The 18634-nt window shown below is 64.3% G+C and carries 18 protein-coding genes and 2 pseudogenes; 12 read left to right on the top strand and 8 right to left on the bottom strand.

The genetic code is table 11. The features are described 5' to 3' along the window. Positions 1-419 precede the first annotated feature (419 nt). The 10 genes and pseudogenes from BF95_RS21710 to BF95_RS21665 all read left to right on the top strand — a co-directional run bounded on the left by BF95_RS21710 (position 420) and on the right by BF95_RS21665 (position 11798). Positions 420-1907: an agmatinase family protein gene (locus tag BF95_RS21710; protein WP_043154344.1), complete on the top strand. Its 1488-nt coding sequence runs from the start codon at positions 420-422 to the stop codon at positions 1905-1907. A gap of 283 nt (positions 1908-2190) precedes the next feature. After that, entirely contained in the window at positions 2191-3039 is an 849-nt protein-coding gene (locus BF95_RS21705; protein WP_235209928.1) for an urease accessory protein UreD, read from the top strand. A gap of 4 nt (positions 3040-3043) precedes the next feature. Then, complete coding sequence (locus tag BF95_RS21700; protein ID WP_043154324.1) at positions 3044-3346, top strand: urease subunit gamma; 303 nt, start codon at positions 3044-3046, stop codon at positions 3344-3346. Between the two features lie 121 nt (positions 3347-3467). Continuing rightward, positions 3468-3773 carry an urease subunit beta gene (locus tag BF95_RS21695; RefSeq protein WP_043154340.1) on the top strand — a complete coding sequence of 102 codons (306 nt, stop codon included), beginning with the start codon at positions 3468-3470 and terminating at the stop codon, positions 3771-3773. Positions 3774-3819: 46 nt separating this feature from the next. Further along, positions 3820-5530, top strand: a pseudogene (gene ureC, locus BF95_RS21690) (urease subunit alpha). A 148-nt stretch (positions 5531-5678) separates the two neighbouring features. Beyond that, entirely contained in the window at positions 5679-6197 is a 519-nt protein-coding gene (gene ureE / locus BF95_RS21685) for an urease accessory protein UreE (protein ID WP_043154322.1), read from the top strand. After that, positions 6154-6867, top strand: coding sequence for an urease accessory protein UreF (locus BF95_RS21680; protein WP_235209927.1), 714 nt, complete (start codon positions 6154-6156; stop codon positions 6865-6867). The genes ureE and BF95_RS21680 overlap by 44 nt, the downstream gene beginning before the upstream one ends. After that, positions 6864-7520: an urease accessory protein UreG gene (gene ureG, locus BF95_RS21675; protein ID WP_043154319.1), complete on the top strand. Its 657-nt coding sequence runs from the start codon at positions 6864-6866 to the stop codon at positions 7518-7520. Before BF95_RS21680 ends, ureG begins: the two co-directional genes overlap by 4 nt. Beyond that, positions 7520-10864, top strand: a complete 3345-nt coding sequence (locus BF95_RS21670) for a hybrid sensor histidine kinase/response regulator (RefSeq protein WP_043154317.1) — start codon at positions 7520-7522, stop codon at positions 10862-10864. The genes ureG and BF95_RS21670 overlap by 1 nt, the downstream gene beginning before the upstream one ends. A 10-nt stretch (positions 10865-10874) precedes the next feature. Then, positions 10875-11798 (top strand): response regulator transcription factor, encoded by a 924-nt coding sequence (locus BF95_RS21665; protein WP_043154315.1) that lies wholly within the window; start codon positions 10875-10877, stop codon positions 11796-11798. A gap of 105 nt (positions 11799-11903) precedes the next feature. On the opposite strand, the gene BF95_RS21660 is transcribed toward BF95_RS21665, so the two are convergent. The 5 genes from BF95_RS21660 to BF95_RS25820 all read right to left on the bottom strand — a co-directional run bounded on the left by BF95_RS21660 (position 11904) and on the right by BF95_RS25820 (position 14771). Then, positions 11904-12893, bottom strand: coding sequence for a threonine ammonia-lyase (locus BF95_RS21660; RefSeq protein ID WP_043154313.1), 990 nt, complete (start codon positions 12891-12893; stop codon positions 11904-11906). Between the two features lie 34 nt (positions 12894-12927). Further along, complete coding sequence (locus tag BF95_RS21655; RefSeq protein WP_043154335.1) at positions 12928-13326, bottom strand: response regulator; 399 nt, start codon at positions 13324-13326, stop codon at positions 12928-12930. 35 nt (positions 13327-13361) lie between these two features. After that, complete coding sequence (locus tag BF95_RS21650) at positions 13362-13724, bottom strand: hypothetical protein (protein ID WP_235209926.1); 363 nt, start codon at positions 13722-13724, stop codon at positions 13362-13364. Between the two features lie 116 nt (positions 13725-13840). Further along, entirely contained in the window at positions 13841-14188 is a 348-nt protein-coding gene (locus tag BF95_RS21645) for a hypothetical protein (RefSeq protein WP_043154311.1), read from the bottom strand. A gap of 130 nt (positions 14189-14318) precedes the next feature. Beyond that, positions 14319-14771 (bottom strand): helix-turn-helix domain-containing protein, encoded by a 453-nt coding sequence (locus BF95_RS25820; protein ID WP_235209925.1) that lies wholly within the window; start codon positions 14769-14771, stop codon positions 14319-14321. 185 nt (positions 14772-14956) lie between these two features. Here BF95_RS25820 and BF95_RS21635 point away from each other — a divergent pair. Further along, positions 14957-15582: pseudogene (locus BF95_RS21635) on the top strand (glutathione S-transferase family protein). A 115-nt stretch (positions 15583-15697) separates the two neighbouring features. Here the strand turns inward: BF95_RS21635 and BF95_RS21630 are convergent. Further along, positions 15698-16447 (bottom strand): Bax inhibitor-1/YccA family protein, encoded by a 750-nt coding sequence (locus BF95_RS21630; RefSeq protein ID WP_043154308.1) that lies wholly within the window; start codon positions 16445-16447, stop codon positions 15698-15700. Positions 16448-16585: 138 nt separating this feature from the next. On the opposite strand from BF95_RS21630, the gene thpR reads away from it, so the two are divergent. Continuing rightward, on the top strand, positions 16586-17131 hold the full coding sequence (gene thpR / locus BF95_RS21625) for an RNA 2',3'-cyclic phosphodiesterase (protein ID WP_043154306.1): 546 nt from the start codon (positions 16586-16588) through the stop codon (positions 17129-17131). Positions 17132-17166: 35 nt separating this feature from the next. Here the strand turns inward: thpR and BF95_RS21620 are convergent, their stop codons facing one another. Together BF95_RS21620 and BF95_RS21615 are read right to left on the bottom strand one after the other, a co-directional pair. After that, positions 17167-17709 (bottom strand): superoxide dismutase family protein, encoded by a 543-nt coding sequence (locus tag BF95_RS21620; protein ID WP_043154304.1) that lies wholly within the window; start codon positions 17707-17709, stop codon positions 17167-17169. Positions 17710-18241: 532 nt separating this feature from the next. Further along, positions 18242-18634, bottom strand: a 393-nt coding sequence (locus tag BF95_RS21615) for an OmpA family protein (protein WP_043154302.1), incomplete at its 5' end; no start/stop codon positions are given.

Genomic DNA, 18634 nt, shown 5'->3' with positions numbered 1-18634 from the left:
CACGGCGGCCACGGCGCGGGGCGCAACCGGCCCCGCCCCTTCCTGCATCGCGCGCACTTGCCGCGACAGGGCGACCACTGCCACCACCAGCAGGATGACGATCATCCACAACAGGAACAGCGACGCGATCAACATGCAGCGGCGCTACCGGAACCACCAAAGCGCCTCGATAGGGCGTTTGACGTAGGGCCGCACACCGGCCCGCTGCTATCGTCGCGGCAGGGATTGTTCGCAGGAGTCCCGATCACGCAGGCAAAATATAATCGCCGCTCCCATGGCACCTGCCAAGACCCGGACCTTGCGCGCAGGGTCCGGGTCTTTTGCCCTGCTGCTACGTCAATCGCCCCATTTGCCAGACGCCTGCCCCTGCCCTAGCCTGCCTCGCAGAATGGACCAGGGTTCGGGGGAATGAGATGACGATGAAACGCATGGCGCTGGGCGCATTGCTGATGGCGACGGTGATTTCGTCGGCGGCGGTGATCGCCCAGTCCGACAAGCCCACCATCCCCCCCGCGCTGGAAGCCAAGATCAAGGATCTGCCCAAGGCCAAGCGCGAGTTTCTGACATCCGACCCGGCCGAAATGTTCGCCGGTTCCTACGACAAATTGTTCGAACGGCTGGCGACCAAGAGCCCGCAGGAAATCGACGCCTATATCGAGGCGATGATGGATGCGGTCGCCGCATCGAAATTCAATGCCAAGACGGATATGGCGGCGATCCCGCTCGACACCGACAATGAGAATTTCAACGGCTGGAAACTGCGTCGCCCCTCCGGCCTCGACCCCAAGCGCGAAGCCGGGCCGTTTGAATTGAGCTATTACGCCAATGGCCGCGGCGGCGGCGTCTATGGCGGCGGCATCGCCACTTTCGCTGGCGCACCCGTCGCGATCTTCCCCGAAGATCTGGTCGCGGGCAAGGTGGACGTCGCCATCGTCGGCGCACCGCTCGACATGGGATCTGGCTATCGCGGGGCGAAGGGCGGCCCATCGGCCATGCGCACGCAATATGGCGCGGGCGGCATCGACATGTACACGATGGTCGATCCGTCCAAGGAATTGAAGATCGTTGATTATGGCGACATCGCCATCGACAATATGTCGACCGAACGCACCGTCGCCCATGTCCGCGAGCGCGTCGCCGAAATCGCGCGCACCGGCGCGCTGCCCTTCATCGTCGGCGGCGACCATAGCCTCGAATATAGCGATGTCGCAGGCCTTGCCGATGTCCATGGCAAGGGCAGTTTCGGCGTCGTCCATTTCGATTCGCATTATGATGCGGGCAAGGGCGGCGTGCATTTCATCACCCATGGCGCGCCCGTCTATCGTGCGGTCAAGGAAGGCCATGTCCTGGGTAAGAATTATATCCAGGTCGGCCTGCGCGGCCCCTGGCCCGAAAAGGAAGGCTTCGAATGGATGCGCGACAATGGCGTGCGCTACCATGCGATGCCGGAGATCGAGAAAAATGGCTGGGCCGCGACGATGGAGCGCGCACTGAAGGAAGCACGCGAAAGCGGCAAGAAGATCTTCATCTCGTTCGACGTCGACGTGCTGGACCCGGCCTTCATCCCCGGCACAGGCACACCCGTACCCGGCGGCCTGACGATGCGCGAGGCGATTCCGATAGTGCGACGTCTGTGCGCAGAAAATGAACTGGTCGGCTTCGAAATCGTCGAGCTCGCCCCCGTGCTCGACCCGACCTATCGCAGCGCGCTCAACGCCAATTTCATCATGCACGCCTGCCTCACCGGCGTTGCCATGCGCAAGAAGGGGATCAAGCAGACAGGCTTCCTGTCCGACCTCACCACCGAACACGGCCAGCCCTTCTACGGCGAAAAGGCCGCCAAGGACGGCAAGACCGAAAAGGTCGACCCCCGCTACGGTCGGGGCGGCCGTCGCCCGACCACCTGAAAATCCTCCCCTTGCAGGGGATTGTTGCGAAATTCATCACCCACATGTTTTTACGTCATCCCCGCGAAGGCGGGGATCCATCTCCGGACCTAAAATCAAGACGAAAAGGTGGGAGATGGATTCCCGCATTCGCGGGAATGACGATGATTCGTACGCGATCGCATTTCGCAACGATCCCCCACAGGGAGAGGATGTATGGATCACGCCGAGCCGCATCCTATCCCCCACCCCATACGTCATATACCCCATGTCCCGACCAGCCGCGCCTGATCAGATGGTGTCCATGACCGTGCAACGCGCCATTACCGTGCCTCCAAAGTCCCGGCACCAGCGCGTCGATGGCCGCGCCATGGTGGCGTTCGGGCCGCGCGGCATCCGCGACATGATGCAGGTTGCGCCCGCGCGGCTGCTGTTTCCCGAAGGCCGCGATGGCGATTTTCCGCTCGCCGTCACCGTCACCACCTGCGGCGGGCTGACCGGCGGGGATCGGCTGGCGCTCGACATCATCGTCGATCCGGGCGTCTGCGCGACCATCGTGCCGCAGGCCGCCGAAAAGCTCTACCGCGCGCTGGACGAGGATGAACCCACCCGCATCGACACCCGCATCGCCATCGGCGCGGGCGCGACCTGCGAATGGCTGGCGCAGGAAGCGATCCTGTTCGACCGCAGCCGCATGCGCCGCACCCTGAGTGCCGATCTTGCCCCCGACGCCCGGATGCTGGCGATGGAGATGCTGGTGCTGGGCCGGGGCGCTATGGGGGAAACCTATCAAAGCGGCCTGATCCACGATAGCTGGCGCATCCGGCGCGGCGGGCGGCTGGTCTGGGCCGACGCGCTTCATATCGAGGGCGACTTCGCCACCGCAGGCCGCGCCCCCTTTGGCTTTGGCGATGCGAGCGCGGTCGCCACGCTCGTTTATGCGGGGCCGGACGCCGCCGACTATCTCGACCTCGCCCGCACGCTCGTAGAAGCCCCGACCGGCGGCGCGACCAGCTTCGATGACCTGCTGATCCTGCGCCTCACCCGCAACGACCCCCACGCGCTACGCAAGGATGTCATGCGCGCGGCGGGCGTGTTGCGCGCCGCGATATTCGGCCTATCGCCCTCCATGCCCACCATCTGCTATTGCTGATCCCATGAACCTGACAGGACGCGAAAAAGACAAGCTGCTGGTCGCGATGGCCGCCATGGTCGCGCGCAATCGACTGGCGCGCGGCGTCAAGCTCAACCACCCCGAAGCGATCGCGCTGATCACCGACCATGTGGTCGAAGGCGCGCGCGACGGCCAGTCGGTCGCCGCCCTGATGGCCAGCGGCGGCCACGTCCTGACCCGCGATCAGGTGATGGAGGGGATAGCCGAGATGATCCACGACATTCAGGTCGAAGCAACCTTCCCGGATGGAACGAAACTCGTCACCGTGCATCGGCCGATCCGGTGAATAGCAGCCCGCTCACAACCCTCCCACCGTTCGCCCTGAGCTTGTCGAAGGGCCTTTCTTTCTTGCAGACAAGGGCAGGGCTTCGACAGGCTCAGCCCGAACGGTCGTGGAGGGAAACCCCATGATCCCCGGCGAAATCCTCCCCCTCCCCGGCGACATCATCCTCAACGAAGGACGCTTGCCGATCACACTGACCATCGCCAATAGCGGCGACCGGCCGATCCAGGTCGGCAGCCATTATCATTTCGCCGAAACCAACCCCGCCTTGCTGTTCGATCGCCACGCCGCGCGCGGCTATCGCCTCGACATCCCGTCGGGCACCGCGGTCCGTTTCGAACCCGGCCAAAGCCGCGACGTGCAGTTGATTCCCTACGCCGGCGACCGCATCGTCATCGGTTTTCGCGGCGATGTGATGGGGGAATTGTGATGAATGGCATCACATCAGCCGTTCGTTTCGAACGGAAGGTCGCCCCATGCCCATAACCATGTCCCGCCGCGCCTATGCCGGCATGTTCGGCCCCACAGTTGGCGACCGCGTGCGCCTCGGCGACTCTTCCCTCCTCATCCGCGTCGAGGATGACCTGACCGTCTATGGCGAGGAAGTGAAGTTTGGCGGCGGCAAGGTGATCCGCGACGGCATGGGCCAAAGCCAGATGTCCCGCGCGGACGGCGCGCCCGACACGGTCATCACCAACGCGCTGATCCTCGACCATTGGGGCATCATCAAGGCGGACGTCTCCATCCGCGATGGTCGCATCGCCGCGATCGGCAAGGCAGGCAACCCCGACGTCCAGCCCGGCGTCACCATCCCCATCGGCCCCGGCACCGAAATCATCGCGGGCGAAGGGCGCATCCTGACCGCTGGTGGCATCGACGCGCACATCCACTTCATCTGCCCGCAGCAGGTGGACGAAGCGCTCAACGCGGGCATCACCACCATGCTGGGCGGCGGCACCGGCCCCGCGCACGGCACGCTCGCCACCACCTGCACGCCCGGCAGCTGGCATATCGGCCGGATGCTGCAAGCATTGGAAACCATGCCGATGAACTTCGGCTGATGGGCAAGGGCAATGCCAGCCAGCCAGCCGCCTTGGTCGAAATGATCCGCGCGGGCGCCTGCGGCCTCAAACTCCACGAAGATTGGGGGACCACCCCCGCCGCCATCGACTGCTGCCTGTCGGTCGCGGACGATTATGACATTCAGGTCGCGATCCACACCGATACGCTCAACGAAGCGGGCTTCGTCGAAAGCACGATAGGCGCGTTTGCAGGCCGCACCATCCACGCCTTCCATACCGAGGGCGCTGGCGGCGGCCATGCGCCCGACATCATCAAGCTGGCGGGCCTGCCCAACGTCCTGCCCTCCTCCACCAATCCGACGCGGCCCTATACCGTCAACACGATCGAGGAACATCTCGACATGCTGATGGTCTGCCACCATCTCGACCCGCGCATCGCCGAGGATGTCGCCTTCGCCGACAGCCGCATCCGCAAGGAAACGATCGCGGCGGAGGACATCCTCCACGACCTGGGCGCTTTCTCGATGATGTCTCGGATAGCCAGGCGATGGGCCGCGTGGGCGAAACCATCATCCGCTGCTGGCAGACCGCCGACAAGATGAAGCAGCAGCGCGGCAGCCTTGGCACCGACGACGCCGATAGCGATAATTTCCGCGCTAAACGCTATATCGCCAAATATACGATCAACCCCGCCATCGCACACGGCATCAGCCATATCGTCGGGTCGATCGCGGTCGGCAAACTCGCCGATCTGGTCCTGTGGTCGCCCGCCTTCTTCGCGGTCAAGCCCGACATGGTGATCAAGGGCGGCAGCATCGCCGTCGCGCCGATGGGCGACCCCAATGCCAGCATCCCCACGCCCCAGCCGGTCCATTACCGCCCAATGTTCGGTGCCATGGGCCGCGCGGGCGCGTTGTCGGCGGTGCATTTCGTCTCGGCAGCGGGGATTGCCGACGGCATCGCCGAACGCCTCCACCTCGCCCGCCCGCTCGAAGCCGTGCGCAACACACGCAGCGGCATCGGCAAGGCCTCGATGATCCTCAACGACGCCATGCCGCATATCGAAGTCGACCCCGAAACCTACGAAGTCCGCGCCGACGGCGAACTGCTGACCTGCGAACCGGCGAGCGTGCTACCGTTCGCGCAACGATATTTCCTGTTTTGACAAGCTGCCCTAACCGCCCTTCACCCGTCATCCCCGCGAAGGCGGGGACCCATCTCCGGGCCTCGCGTCTGGAGACAGGGTGGGAGATAGGTTCCCGCGTTGGCTTACGCCGCCCTTCGGGTCGCGGGAATAACGGAGTGATTACATCATGCTGACCGCACGCGAAGTCCTGCCCCACGGCCACTGGTCCGGCCCCGCCGCCGACCACATCACGCTCGACCATGATGCGCGCCATCGCCGCCGCTGGTATTATACCGCCGACCATGGCACCGCCTTCCTGCTCGACCTCGCCCGCGCGACGGTGCTGGGCCATGGCGATGCGCTGCAACTGTCGGACGGCCGCCTGGTCGAAGTCCTCGCCGCGCCCGAAGCACTGGTCGAAGTCACCGCCGCAGACCCATCCGCAATGATCCGCCTCGCCTGGCATATCGGCAACCGGCATCTGCCCGCCGAACTCCTGCCGCACGCCATCCGCCTGCGCGACGATCATGTCATCAACGCCATGCTCGAAGGGCTGGGCGCGACCGTCACCAAGATCAACGCCCCCTTCACCCCCGAAGGCGGCGCCTATTCCGGCGGCGGCCATCATCATCACGGCCATGATCACGATCACGATCACGATCATGACCACCACCACGATCACCACGCCCACGACCATGCTGGCTGACGCTGCCCTCAATCGCCTGCTCGCCTGGACCTCGCCTTCCTATCCAGTGGGCAGCTTCACCTATAGCCACGGCCTGGAAACCGCGGTCGAGGATGGCCGCATCACCACGGCCGCGCACGTCACCGCCTATGTCGAAGCCGTGCTGGCACGCGGCGGCGGCTGGATCGACGCCGTCCTGTTCGTCCACGCCCATCGCGCCGCGCACGATGACGCCGCCTTCGACGCCCTCGCCGAACTCGCCGCCGCCTTTCGCGGCAGCAGCGAAACCGCGCTCGAAAGCCGCCAGCAGGGCGGCTCCTTCCTGTCCGTCACGCGCAAGGCCTGGCCTCATCCCGCGCTCGACGCCTTCGCCGCGCGCAACGGCGATCACCCCATGGCCCATGCCACCGTCATGGCGCTCGCCTGCGCCGCCCACGCCATCCCGCTCGAACCCGCGCTGCACGGTTGGCTCCACTCTACCGCCGCCAATCTGGTTTCGGCGGGCGTCCGCCTCGTGCCGCTCGGCCAGACCGATGGCCAGTTGGCGCTTGCCGCGCTATCCCACGCCATTCCCGCCATTGCAGAGAAGGCGCTCGTCACCCCGCTCGAAGATCTCGGCACCGCCGCGCCCGACCTCGAACTCGCCTCCCTGTCCCATGAAACCCTCTACACAAGGTTGTTCCGATCATGACTCCGGTTTCTCTTGGTCACAACGGTCCCCTGCGCGTCGGCATTGGCGGCCCGGTCGGCTCCGGCAAAACCGCGCTGACCGACCGGCTGTGCAAGGCGATGCGCGACCATTATAATATCGCCGCCATCACCAACGACATCTACACCCGCGAGGATGCGGAATTTCTCACCCGATCCGGCGCACTGGTGCCTGAACGCATCATGGGCGTGGAAACCGGCGGCTGCCCGCACACCGCCATCCGCGAGGATGCCAGCATCAACCTGGCCGCCGTCGATACCATGACCCGCAAATTCCCCGGCCTCGAACTCATCTTCATCGAAAGCGGCGGCGACAATCTGGCCGCCACCTTCTCGCCGGAACTCGCTGACATCACCATCTATGTCATCGACGTATCGGCGGGCGACAAGATCCCGCGCAAGGGCGGCCCCGGCATCACCCGCTCCGACCTGCTGCTCATCAACAAGATCGACCTTGCCCCGCTGGTCGGCGCGGACCTGGGCGTCATGGACCGCGATGCCAGGAAGATGCGGAACACCCGCCCATTCCTCTTCACCAACCTCAAAGACAATGTCGGGCTGCCCGCCGTCATCGACTTCATCGTCGCCACCGGCGGCCTGCGGCCCCTTCCTGCCGATCACACCGTCGCGATCTGATGGACCGCGCCGCCTATGTCCTGCGCGAAAAGCGGCTCTATAATAAGTGGGTCGCCAGCCAGACATTGGAGGACTACGCCCTGCGCTACACCGCCGACAGCGCCCGGCGCTGGTCGGCGGGGCAGGTCGCCAACACCGCCATCGGCGCGACCGCCTTCCTCGCCTGCGAAGCGATCGGCGCGTCGATCACCCTGACCTATGGCTTCGCCAACAGCGTCGCCGCCATCGCCGCCGCCGTCGCCTTGATGTTCGTCATCGGCCTGCCCATCGCCTATCATGCCGCCAAGCACGGCCTCGATATCGATCTGCTGACGCGCGGCGCGGGCTTCGGCTATCTCGGCTCGACCCTCACCTCGCTCATCTACGCGAGCTTCACCTTCCTGCTTTTCTCGGTCGAAGCCACGATCATGGCGGTCGCGCTCACCGCCATGACCGGCATGCCGATGAGCGTCGCCTATCTGGTCAGCGCCCTCGTCGTCATTCCCATCGCGCTCTACGGCATGAGCGCCATCACCCGGTTCCAGACCGCGACCCAAGGCATATGGATCGTGCTGCAAGTCGCGCCGATTATCTACATCCTCTGGTCCGGCCCGTCCGCGCTGGCGCAATGGTCGCGCTTCACGGGTCAGCTTGGTGCGCCCGATGGCAGCGTAAGCCTGCTCTATTTCGGCTTCGCCCTCTCCACCCTTCTGTCCCTGCTGCCCCAGATCGGCGAGCAGGCGGATTATCTCCGCTTCCTGCCCAGCGCGAAAAAAATCGGCAAGGGCAAATGGTGGGCGGCGATGCTGGCCGGGGGGCCGGGCTGGACGCTGATCGGCGGCATGAAGCTGCTGCTCGGTTCCTGGCTCGCTCATTATCTGATCGGCGGCGCAGCATCGGCCAGCGACGCCGCCAGCCCGACCATCATGTTCCAGACCATCTACACCGCCATGTCGGGCCATGCCGGCCTGTCGCTGGTGCTGACCGGGCTGTTCGTCATCATCTGCCAGCTCAAGATCAACGTCACCAACGCCTATGCCGGCTCCATCGCCTGGTCCAATTTCTTCGCCCGCCTGACCCACAGCCACCCCGGCCGTGTCGTCTGGCTGATCTTCAACGTGCTGCTCGCGCTGCTGCTGATGGAAGTCGGCATTTTCGACGCGATCGAGGCGATCCTGATCCTCTATGCCACGGTCGCTGCGGGCTGGATCGGCGCGCTGGCCGCCGACCTCATGATCTCCAAGCCGCTCGGCCTTTCGCCTGCTGGCATCGAATTCAAGCGCGCCCATCTATTCGACATCAATCCGGTCGGCATCGGCGCGATGCTGCTGTCCATCCTGGTATCGGGCAGCGCGCATCTGGGCCTGCTTGGCCAATTGGCGCAGGCGTTCGCGCCGGTCATCGGCATGGCCGTCGCCTTCACCGCCGCGCCCGTGATCGCGCTCGTCACGCATGGCCGCTACTATATCGCGCGCCGCTCGCACTGGGCCGAGGGCGCGGAAACCAAGACCTGCATCATCTGCGAAAACGCCTTTCAGCCGGTCGATATGGCGCATTGCCCCATGTATGCCGCGCCGATCTGCTCGCTCTGCTGCACGCTCGAAGCGCGCTGCCATGATCGCTGCAAATCCGACAGCCGCGCCACGCAACAGGCCGCGCGCTGGCTCGAACGCTTGTTGCCCGCCACCATCGCCCGCCATGTCCACACCCCCGTCGGCCATTTCATCGCGGTGATGATGCTCATCACGCTGGCCAATGCCGCGGTGATGGGCGGCGTCGCCTGGCAATTCGCCCACCGCGCGCCCGCCGCCGCCGATCAGGTCAACAGCCTGATGCTCGGCCTCTTCCTCCTCTTCTCGCTCATCGGCGGGGTCATCGCCTGGATGATCGTCCTCGCCCACCAAAGCCGCCGCACTGCGATGCAGGAAAGCGAGCATCATGTGCAAAAGCTGATGGAGGAGGTGATCGCCCATGACGTCACCGGCGCGGAGCTGCAAAAGGCGAAGGAAGCCGCCGAATCCGCCAATGCCGCCAAGAGCCGCTATCTCGTCAGCGTCAGCCACGAAATCCGCTCGCCGCTCAACTCCATCTACGGCTATGCCCAGTTGATGGAGCGCGGCCACGACATCGCGCCCGTCGAAGCCGCCAAGATTATCCGCCGCAGCGCCGAACATCTGACCAATCTGGTCGAAGGGCTGCTCGACATTTCCCAGGTCGAAAGCGGCGTCCTGCGCATCAGCAGCGAAACCGTCCGCCTCGCCCCCTTCGTCGACCAGATCGCCAACATGTTCCGCCCACAAGCCCAGTCCAAGGGCATCGACTTTTTGTTCGAACGGCCGGAAAAACTGCCCGATTTCGTCCGCACCGACCAGAAGCGCCTGCGCCAGATCCTCATCAACCTGCTTTCCAACGCGATCAAATTCACCCGCACCGGCTCTGTCACCTTCCGCGTCGCCTATCGCAGCCAGATGGCGACTTTCGACATTATCGACACCGGCCTTGGCATTGCACCCGATGACTTGAAGCGCGTGTTCGACCCGTTCGAGCGCGGCAGCAACCCCGACGCGCAACGGCAAAAGGGTATCGGCCTTGGCCTGTCCATCACCCAGGCACTGGTCCAGATATTGGGCGGCGACCTCTCGGTCGTCAGCGAAACGGGCAAAGGCACGCAATTTACCGTCCGCCTGATGCTCGGCCATGTCGCCAATCCGATCGAGGACGCCCCGCCCGTGGACCGGATCTCCGGCTATGTCGGCGAACGGCGCAAGGTGTTGTTGATCGATGATGATCCATCGCAGGTCGCGGTGCTGCGCAGCCTGCTCGAACCGCTCGACTTCACCGTGATGGAGGCTTTGAGCGGCCGCGCTGGCCTCGACATCGCCGCGCGCGACGCGCCCGACATCGTGCTGCTCGACATCTCCATGCCCGGCGAATCCGGCTGGGACATCAGCCGCTCCCTGCGCGAAACGCTGGGCGGCAAGGTGCGGATCATCATGGTATCGGCCAATGCCCATGAATTTCATCGCGGCGGCGACGGCCGCGCCGCGCATGACATGTTCCTCATGAAGCCGGTCGATCTCGACGCGCTGCTGGACGCCATCGCCGATCAGTTGCATATCCGCTGGACCGGCGACGCGCCGCCACCCGAAACCGCCGCGCCCGACGACCTCCTCCTGCCTGATCTGCCGGAGGACGCACTGCCGATCCTGGCCGATATCGAGCAGAAAGCGATCATCGGCCATGTGCGCGGCATCGAATCGAGCATCCGCGCGCTGGAGGAAGCCGTGCCGCAAGCCCAGCCGCTCGCCGCCCGCATGCTCGCCCATCTCGACCGTTTCGACCTCAAGGGGCTGATAAAATCATAAGGGCCGTAAGATGACCACCCCAACCCCGCGTTCCGACACCGTCCTCGTCGTGGACGACACGCCCGAATCCCTGCGCTTCCTCACCGACACGCTGGAGGCTGCGAACATCTCGGTCCTCATCGCCACCAGCGGCGAAGCGGCGCTCGAACTGCTGGAGCATGTCGTCCCCGACCTCATCCTGATGGACGCGGTGATGCCCGGCCTCGACGGGTTCGAAACCACCCGCGCGATCAAGCAATTGCCCCACGGCGCGCCGGTGCCGATCATCTTCATGACCGGCCTCACCGAAAGCGAACATGTCGTCCATGCGCTCGAAGCAGGCGGCGTCGATTATGTCCGCAAGCCCATCGTGGTCGAAGAATTGCTCGCCCGTGTCCGCGTCCATATGGCCAATGCGCGCCAGACCCAGGGCGGCCATTATGCGCTCGACGCCACCGGGCGCAATCTCATCGCCGTCGGCGCGGACGGCGCGCTATCCTGGCGCACGCCGGGGGCCGACAAGCTCATGGAGGCGCTGGAACCCGCCTGGTCGCGCACCGACACCGCGCTCCCCACGATGCTCCGCGCGCCCATCGCCCGCCTGCTGCCCGACGACCTGCCATCGGGCACCACGGTCAAGACCGAAAGCCCCGGCGGCGATACCGTGGAACTCATCATCGTCGGCCGCCCCCGCCGTGACGAGGTGCTGATCCGCCTCAACCATCTCGACCCGCTGGCCGACATCGCCCGCCTGCAAAGCCATTTCGGCCTCACCCAGCGCGAGGCCGAAGTGCTGCTCTGGATCAGCTATGGCAAACCCAACCGCGTCATCAGCGAGATATTGGTCATCAGCCCGCGCACCGTGAACAAGCATCTGGAACAGATTTTCGAGAAACTAGGCGTCGAAACCCGCGCCGCCGCCGCCGCCTTCGCCGTCCGCGTCATTGCGCACTGACGCGACCGCTCTCAAACCCCGTTCGTTTCGAGCGAAGTCGAGAAACGCCCGCGCAAACGTTTCTCGACTTCGCTCGAAACGAACGGATCAGGCCGCTCCCGCGCCTCAATCCGTGCCGGTCAATATCGCCGCATAATCCACCGGATCGACATTGCTCCCCGACAGCACCACCACACTGACCCCATCCGTCTGCGGCGCAAGCCCCTGCATCATCGCCGCCAGCGCCACCGCCCCGCCCGGCTCGACCACCAGCTTGAGCGTGGAAAAGGCAAAGCGCATCGCGTCGCGCACCTGCCGGTCAGTCACCACCAGCCCGCCCGTAACCAGCGCCTTGTTGATGGGAAAGGTCATCGCGCCCGGCATCGGGGCCTGCAGCGCGTCGCAGATCGACCGCGCGTCCGCCGCCACCGCCTCACGCACGCCGCTGCGCAGCGACCGGGCGGTATCGTCAAACCCCGCCGGTTCGACGGTATAGATCGCGGCTTCCGGCACTTGCGCCTTCACCGCCGTCGCGATCCCCGCCGTCAGCCCGCCGCCGCCGCAACAGACCAGCACCTGCCCCAGCGTCGCGCCAGCATCCTTGACCTGCTCGACAATCTCCAGCCCGACCGTCCCCTGCCCGGCGATGATGAACGGATCATCGAACGAGGGCACCAGCGTCGCGCCCCGTTGCTCCGCCAGCGCCGTGGCGATCGCCTCGCGGCTCTCGCGCGCCCGGTCATAGGTCACGACCTCCGCGCCCAGCGCGCGCGTATTGGCCAGCTTGATCGCGGGCGCATCGGCGGGCATCACGATGGTCGCCGCAATGCCGAGCAGTTGCGCCGCGTCCGCGACACCCTGCGCATGATTGCCCGATGACCAGGCGACCACGCCCGCCGCCCGCTCCGCCGCGTCCAACCGCGCCAGCCGGTTATAGGCACCCCGAAATTTGAACGATCCGGTCCGCTGCGCGCCCTCGAACTTGAGCAAAACCCGCCCGCCGCATAGCGCATTGAGCCGATCATTCTCGATCAACGGGGTGCGGACGGCGGCCGCCGCGATGATCCAGGCGGCGTCGGAAATATCGGACGGGGTGATGGCAAGCAGGTCGGTCATGCCGCATCCTAGCGTCAGGACGACCCGCACGCAATCAATGCATCGCGGTCCAGCGGTCGGCCATCAGGCGAATATCGATCGCCAGCGACAGTGGATTGAACGGCTTGCTCAACACCCCGGCGGGATCGAGCGCCTGCATTTCCGCCTCCGCCTCATGACCCGAACTGTCGGTCAGAAAAATCGCCGGCATGTCGGCAAAGGCCGGGTCGCGGCGCAATCGGCGCAACAATTCCGGCCCGCTCATATCCGGCAATCGATAATCCAGCATCAATATGTCGGGCCGCGCATGATGCGCCAGGCACAGATCGATCGCCGCCGCGCCGCTCGACACGCTGCGGATGGTCATGCCGGTATCCAGCAACGTCGCCATTTCGACCACCAACCGCATGTCGCTGTCATTATCGACATGCAAGATTCGATAGCTTTGGCCCATCGCCATTGCCTTTCCCGATATTGGATGCGGCCGCGTCATGTCGCGACCATCGCGCGGCCCCGCCGCTTGGCGCGGCAGTCGAGCACGATACCCCGGACCATGAAGAGTTGCATCGGTATGGACCATAAATTGTGCAGCCCCTGATAGACTTTGGGCGTCAATTCGGGCTGCACCAGAGTCGTGACATGGATCGCCACTGCCAGAAACTGGCAGGCGGTCGACCAGAGCGGCCAATGATGGTCGCTGCGCAGGCTAAGCCAAAGCAACGCAATCAAGCAGGCCACATCGAGTTGCAGCAACGAGTAAGACGTAATCTGCCAGTCGCGCTCGATGTAGGTGATAAGCGCCCCGCCCGCCGTCTTGATCAGGACGATAACAGCGCCGAGGCGTCCAGCCACGCCCCCCTCTGCCGCTGCATAAATGCAGCAGCAAAGGGTCATCATCCAATAAATCAGAATCAACATGGCGCTATGGTTACCTCAGGGTCACAAGCATCGCATCGTTGCGGATGGTGTCAGGCAACTTCACGCAATTTCGCTTCTTCGACAAACGGAACCGGGCAGATCGGCCCAAAGGTGCAGCCGATTTCCACCTTCCGCAGGTTGGACTCCATCTTCATCTCGATGAGCCTCTGATGCGCGCTGACGAATGCGCTACGGCCCGCGACGATGGTCGAAAAGCCATTGGCGATGTCTTCCAGCACCGGCTGGGTCAGCGCGTCGTTCAACTGCGCATCGTCGAACGCTTCCAGCACGTCGGTCGTCAGCATCGACAGCTTCTTCAGCGCGCCATCGATCGCATTTTGCGTGCGGCCGATATCGGTCACGACACGGCGGGCGAGCATCGGATTATAATCAGGCATGGCATATCCCCTCGCGGAACCGCATGGCCCCACGTCGCTAAGGTGAAAGATGAAAACGTCAGGAAGCGGCGTCAGGACAGGACGACGAACGCACCCTTGCTGATGATGATGATCGCCGTCGCGGTGATCATCAGGAAAAGGCAATCCGGGCTATCGCATACAGTCTTTGCTGAATGGTCAGGTCATTCGTCTTGCCTCCGATGGGCGGCAGGCCGATCCGTTCGACTAGCGTCACTGGCTCGGCAGCCGGTAGGTCCACAATGGCGGAATCCTGCGGCTCGACAAGGCGTGACGGCTTTAATTCAAATTGTTTGAACGGCTGTGCCTGCTCCGATTCCGTCAGGATACGGGCGGCATCGCGCCGATTTTCCGCGCCCAGCGTGACGCGGGCGCGGTGGATATATTGATCGACCGTCTGATGCGACAGGCCGACTTCAGGCGCGATTTCCTTCGAGCTCCGTCCGCTCGCGGCGAGGCGCAGACATTGTTTCTGCACGTCGGACAGCTTGGCGATCCGATCTTCCAACATGCGTCTCCCCTGCATCTGCTGCGACGGTACGGGCCGGGCCTGGGTCTGGATCATAAAAGGATACCATGAAGCGTGGGCAGAATTGCAAATATTAGCGCGAAGCCCTTTCCTATCCCTGAATCGCGCGCAGCAGAATGGGAAATTTCAGACATATTTCGCGCCGGCCATCGCCTGGCTGGCCTTGCCGTTCCGCTTGCCGCATAATCGATCACGATCGTCCCTCAGGAGCGCGCACGTCCATGACCAGCCTCACCCTCTACACCAACCCCATGTCGCGCGGGCAGATCGCCCGCTGGATGCTGGAGGAAACCGGCGTCCCCTATGACACGGTGATCCTCGACTATGGCACGACCATGAAGGCCCCCGATTATCTGGCCATCAACCCGATGGGCAAGGTGCCCGCGATTCGCCATGGCGACACCATCGTCACCGAATGCGCTGCCGTCTGCGCCTATCTCGCCGATGCGTTTCCGGCCGCCAATCTCGCCCCGCCCACCGATGCGCGCGGCACCTATTATCGCTGGCTCTTCTTCGCTGCCGGGCCACTGGAATCCGCCATCACCAACAAGGCGATGGGCTTCGTCGTCCCCGAAGGTCGCGAACGGTCGGCGGGCTATGGCACGCTCGAGACGTGCTGCAGGCTTTGGAACAGGCGGTTTCCGTACCCCAATGGATGTGCGGCGATCAGTTCACCGCCGCCGACGTCTATGTCGGCTCCCAGGTCGATTGGGGCCTCGCCTTCGGCACCATCCCCGCCACACCCGCCTTCACCGCCTATGCCGAACGCCTACGCGCGCGCCCGGCCTATCAACGGCAAAAGGCGATCGACAACGCCCTGATCGCTGAAATGCAGAAGCCGGACTGATTTCGCCGACCTGCCGTTCGCGTCAAGCGACGCTTTCACGACGCTTGCCCCAAAACGAAAAAGGCCCGGTGGATCGCTCCACCGGGCCTTTTTCTATTCTCTCACCACATGGCGATCAGTCGCGGCTGCCGCCCATGAAGCGCAGCAGGAACAGGAACATGTTGATGAAGTCGAGATAGAGGTTCAGCGCCCCCATGATGACCGTCTTGCCCATCATGTCCGTGCCCGCGACATGGGCATAGATGCTCTTGATCTTCTGCGTGTCATAGGCCGTCAGGCCCGCGAACAGCAGAACCCCGACACCGCTGATCACCAGGTCCATCACGCTGGACTGGAGGAACAGGTTGATCAGCATCGCCACGAACAGGCCGACCACACCCATGATCAGGAACGTGCCGAAACCCGACAAATCCTTCTTGGTGGTGTAGCCGAACAGGCTGAGGCCCGCAAAAGCGGCGGCCGTAGCGAAAAAGGTCTGCGCGATCGACGTGCCGGTATAGACCAGGAAGATCGACGAGAGCGACAGGCCCATCACGGCGGCATAGGCCCAGAAAAGCCCCTGCGCGGCAGCCGTCGACAGCTTGTTGATGCCAAAGCTCAGCACCATCACGAAGACCAGCGGTGCGAACATGATGACATATTTGAGGATGCCGGGGCCGCCCAGCACCTGCGCGGCCATGCCGCTCGACGCGAACAGCATCGCGACGACGCCGGTCAGCAAGACGCCGCTCGCCATATAATTATACACCGACAGCATATAGCTGCGCAGTCCGGCGTCGAACGCCGCGCTACGGTCAGCGGTCGCGCCGCCAAAGCCCGCCATATTCGGCCGGGTGTCGGAACGGGGGTCGGACCAGTTGGCCATGAAATTCGTCTCCTTTGTCGGTCATCCAATGCCGACACATCTATTATCGGCCTTTTGCCCGGCATATTCAAGTCCGGGATGGGGTAGCATTCTTACGTTACAATTGGCGCAGCACCCGCCTGTGGCTATGGCGGCGTCATGCACCGCCTGTTCGTCGCCATCCGTCCACCTGCCAGCCACCGGGCTGCGCTGCTCGACCTCATGGGCGGCGTCGCCGGCGCGCGATGGCAATCCGACGACCAGCTCCACCTGACCCTGCGTTTCGTCGGAGAGGTCGATCGCCATTGCGCCAATGATCTGGTCGATGCCCTGCGCACCATCCGTTTCGCGCCATTTCAGGCGGCGCTCGCCGGGGTCGGGACATTCGATCGCAAGGGCGTGGTGGACACCCTGTGGGCCGGGGTAGAACCGCGCGACCCGCTGGCCAGCCTGCATCGCAAGATCGACCGCGCCTGCGTCGCCGTTGGCCTGCCACCCGAATCGCGCGCCTATCGGCCGCATATCACGCTCGCGCGCTTTGGTCGGGGCGGCGGCCTGCTCGACCCGTTCCTGCGCGCCCATGCCGCCTTGGCCAGCCCGCCCTTCCCGGTCACCCATTTCGCCTTGTTCGAAAGCCATCTGGGTCATGAAGGGGCCAGCTATCGGCCTATCGCCCATTTCGGCGAGGGACATTTGCCGGACTGACGCGCGGCAGGACCAGCCCGCCGCGCGCCTTCGCATCACCCGGCGGTCACCACGCCGCAGGCGATCCGCCCACCCGCATTACCGGCCGGGTCGCTCTTATTGTCATCGGCCTGCGCATGGATCACCACCGCCGCGCCATCGGCATCCATCAGCGGCATCGCACCACCGCTGATCATGCCGCCCGCCACACGATAGTCGATTTCGCCCGTGCCATCGGCGGCGGCGAGCATGTTGGGCATATCGCCCATATGCTTGCCCGCCGGATTATCCTTGCCATGCTCGCGGCCGGTCGGGTTCCAATGCCCGCCTGCGCTGGCAAAATCAGGCGCCGTGCAAGTCCCCGTCGTATGAATATGGACCGCGTGCATGCCGGGCGTCAGGCCCATTGCCTTGACGACGACATGCAAACCATCGTCCGCCTGCGTGATCATCGCCTCACCGCGCGCGGCACCGTCGCCCGCCATCAGCTTGGCGCTGGCCATCGGCGCGGTAGTCGATCCCGCGTCCGACATGGTCGTGGCGCAACCCGATGCGGCCAGGGCGATGGGAAGGGCGAAAAGCAGGGGCTTGATGTGCATGATATACTCCCGATGAGGCATACTTATGGGGCGAACGCAACAGCATGGCCTTTTGTTGCCAATAGCCGCCCGATTGTCGTGACGCATACGCAATAATGCCAAGAAGGTCGCGCCGCCAAACGGATTTTCGCCGCCCGCAGGATGGATGGCCGAGTCTGAACATCCCGGCCAAGGCCAACACACCCTCAGGCTACACCATCCCGACATTGGAAAAGGTCCATGGGGAGAGGCGCTTGCAGTGACGGATATTCCCCACGCATCAGACGGTCGGCCCATCTGTCCCTGACAAGGGTCGGCACGGCGCGGGCCAGGGCATCGCCGCCGCCATAGGCCGACCAAGGAAACAGCCCCCGTCCGGGAAGTCCAGCATCCGCGCTTCGCCAGGACGAAAAATACAAGGCGCACGCAACCCCGCGTTACCCCCGCGCGCGCCCTCCCCGGCAAACACCCGGCATCTCATCCCCACAAAGAAAAAGGGGCTGGTCTTGCGACCAGCCCCTCATCCATTCTCCATCCCGAAGGACGGAAAATCTTACATGCCCGAACCGGGACCGTAGGTGATTTCCACGCGACGGTTCTGCAGTTCGCGAACGCCGTCGGCGGTTTCGACGCGGGGGTTCGTTTCACCGAACGCCTGGGTCGTCATCACGCCGTCAGGGATACCCTTCGACGCCATATAGGCCTTAACGGCGTCAGCGCGACGCTGCGACAGACCGACGTTGTACGAAGCCGAACCCGACTTGTCCGCATAACCGGCCAGCATGACCTGGGCGCTGCCACAGTTGCTGTAGGCCGAAACCGCGTTGTCCAGGATGGTGGCGGCGTCAGGCGTGACGTCCGACTTGTCCCATTCGAAGAACACGATGTACGGTCCGGGGCTGCATTCCGCGACCGGAGGCGGCGGCGGAGGCGGCGGAGGCGGCGG

Origin of the sequence: Sphingobium sp. Ant17 (genome assembly GCF_000588875.1) — a bacterium.
Taxonomy (GTDB): Bacteria; Pseudomonadota; Alphaproteobacteria; order Sphingomonadales; family Sphingomonadaceae; genus Sphingobium.
Note: the sequence above shows the minus strand (reverse complement) of the source record. Positions and strands in the feature narration are given on the sequence as shown.

Coding starts and splice junctions, on each gene's coding strand:
- BF95_RS21665 (WP_043154315.1), top strand. CDS start 10,875: ATGACCACCCCAACCCCGCGTTCCGACACCGTCCTCGTCGTGGACGAC.
- BF95_RS21655 (WP_043154335.1), bottom strand. CDS start 13,326: ATGGGCCAAAGCTATCGAATCTTGCATGTCGATAATGACAGCGACATG.
- BF95_RS21630 (WP_043154308.1), bottom strand. CDS start 16,447: ATGGCCAACTGGTCCGACCCCCGTTCCGACACCCGGCCGAATATGGCG.
- BF95_RS21680 (WP_235209927.1), top strand. CDS start 6,154: ATGACCACCACCACGATCACCACGCCCACGACCATGCTGGCTGACGCT.
- thpR (WP_043154306.1), top strand. CDS start 16,586: ATGCACCGCCTGTTCGTCGCCATCCGTCCACCTGCCAGCCACCGGGCT.
- BF95_RS21710 (WP_043154344.1), top strand. CDS start 420: ATGAAACGCATGGCGCTGGGCGCATTGCTGATGGCGACGGTGATTTCG.
- BF95_RS21695 (WP_043154340.1), top strand. CDS start 3,468: ATGATCCCCGGCGAAATCCTCCCCCTCCCCGGCGACATCATCCTCAAC.
- BF95_RS21705 (WP_235209928.1), top strand. CDS start 2,191: ATGACCGTGCAACGCGCCATTACCGTGCCTCCAAAGTCCCGGCACCAG.
- BF95_RS21670 (WP_043154317.1), top strand. CDS start 7,520: ATGGACCGCGCCGCCTATGTCCTGCGCGAAAAGCGGCTCTATAATAAG.
- BF95_RS21645 (WP_043154311.1), bottom strand. CDS start 14,188: ATGCCTGATTATAATCCGATGCTCGCCCGCCGTGTCGTGACCGATATC.
- BF95_RS21700 (WP_043154324.1), top strand. CDS start 3,044: ATGAACCTGACAGGACGCGAAAAAGACAAGCTGCTGGTCGCGATGGCC.
- ureG (WP_043154319.1), top strand. CDS start 6,864: ATGACTCCGGTTTCTCTTGGTCACAACGGTCCCCTGCGCGTCGGCATT.
- BF95_RS25820 (WP_235209925.1), bottom strand. CDS start 14,771: ATGATCCAGACCCAGGCCCGGCCCGTACCGTCGCAGCAGATGCAGGGG.
- BF95_RS21620 (WP_043154304.1), bottom strand. CDS start 17,709: ATGCACATCAAGCCCCTGCTTTTCGCCCTTCCCATCGCCCTGGCCGCA.
- ureE (WP_043154322.1), top strand. CDS start 5,679: ATGCTGACCGCACGCGAAGTCCTGCCCCACGGCCACTGGTCCGGCCCC.
- BF95_RS21660 (WP_043154313.1), bottom strand. CDS start 12,893: ATGACCGACCTGCTTGCCATCACCCCGTCCGATATTTCCGACGCCGCC.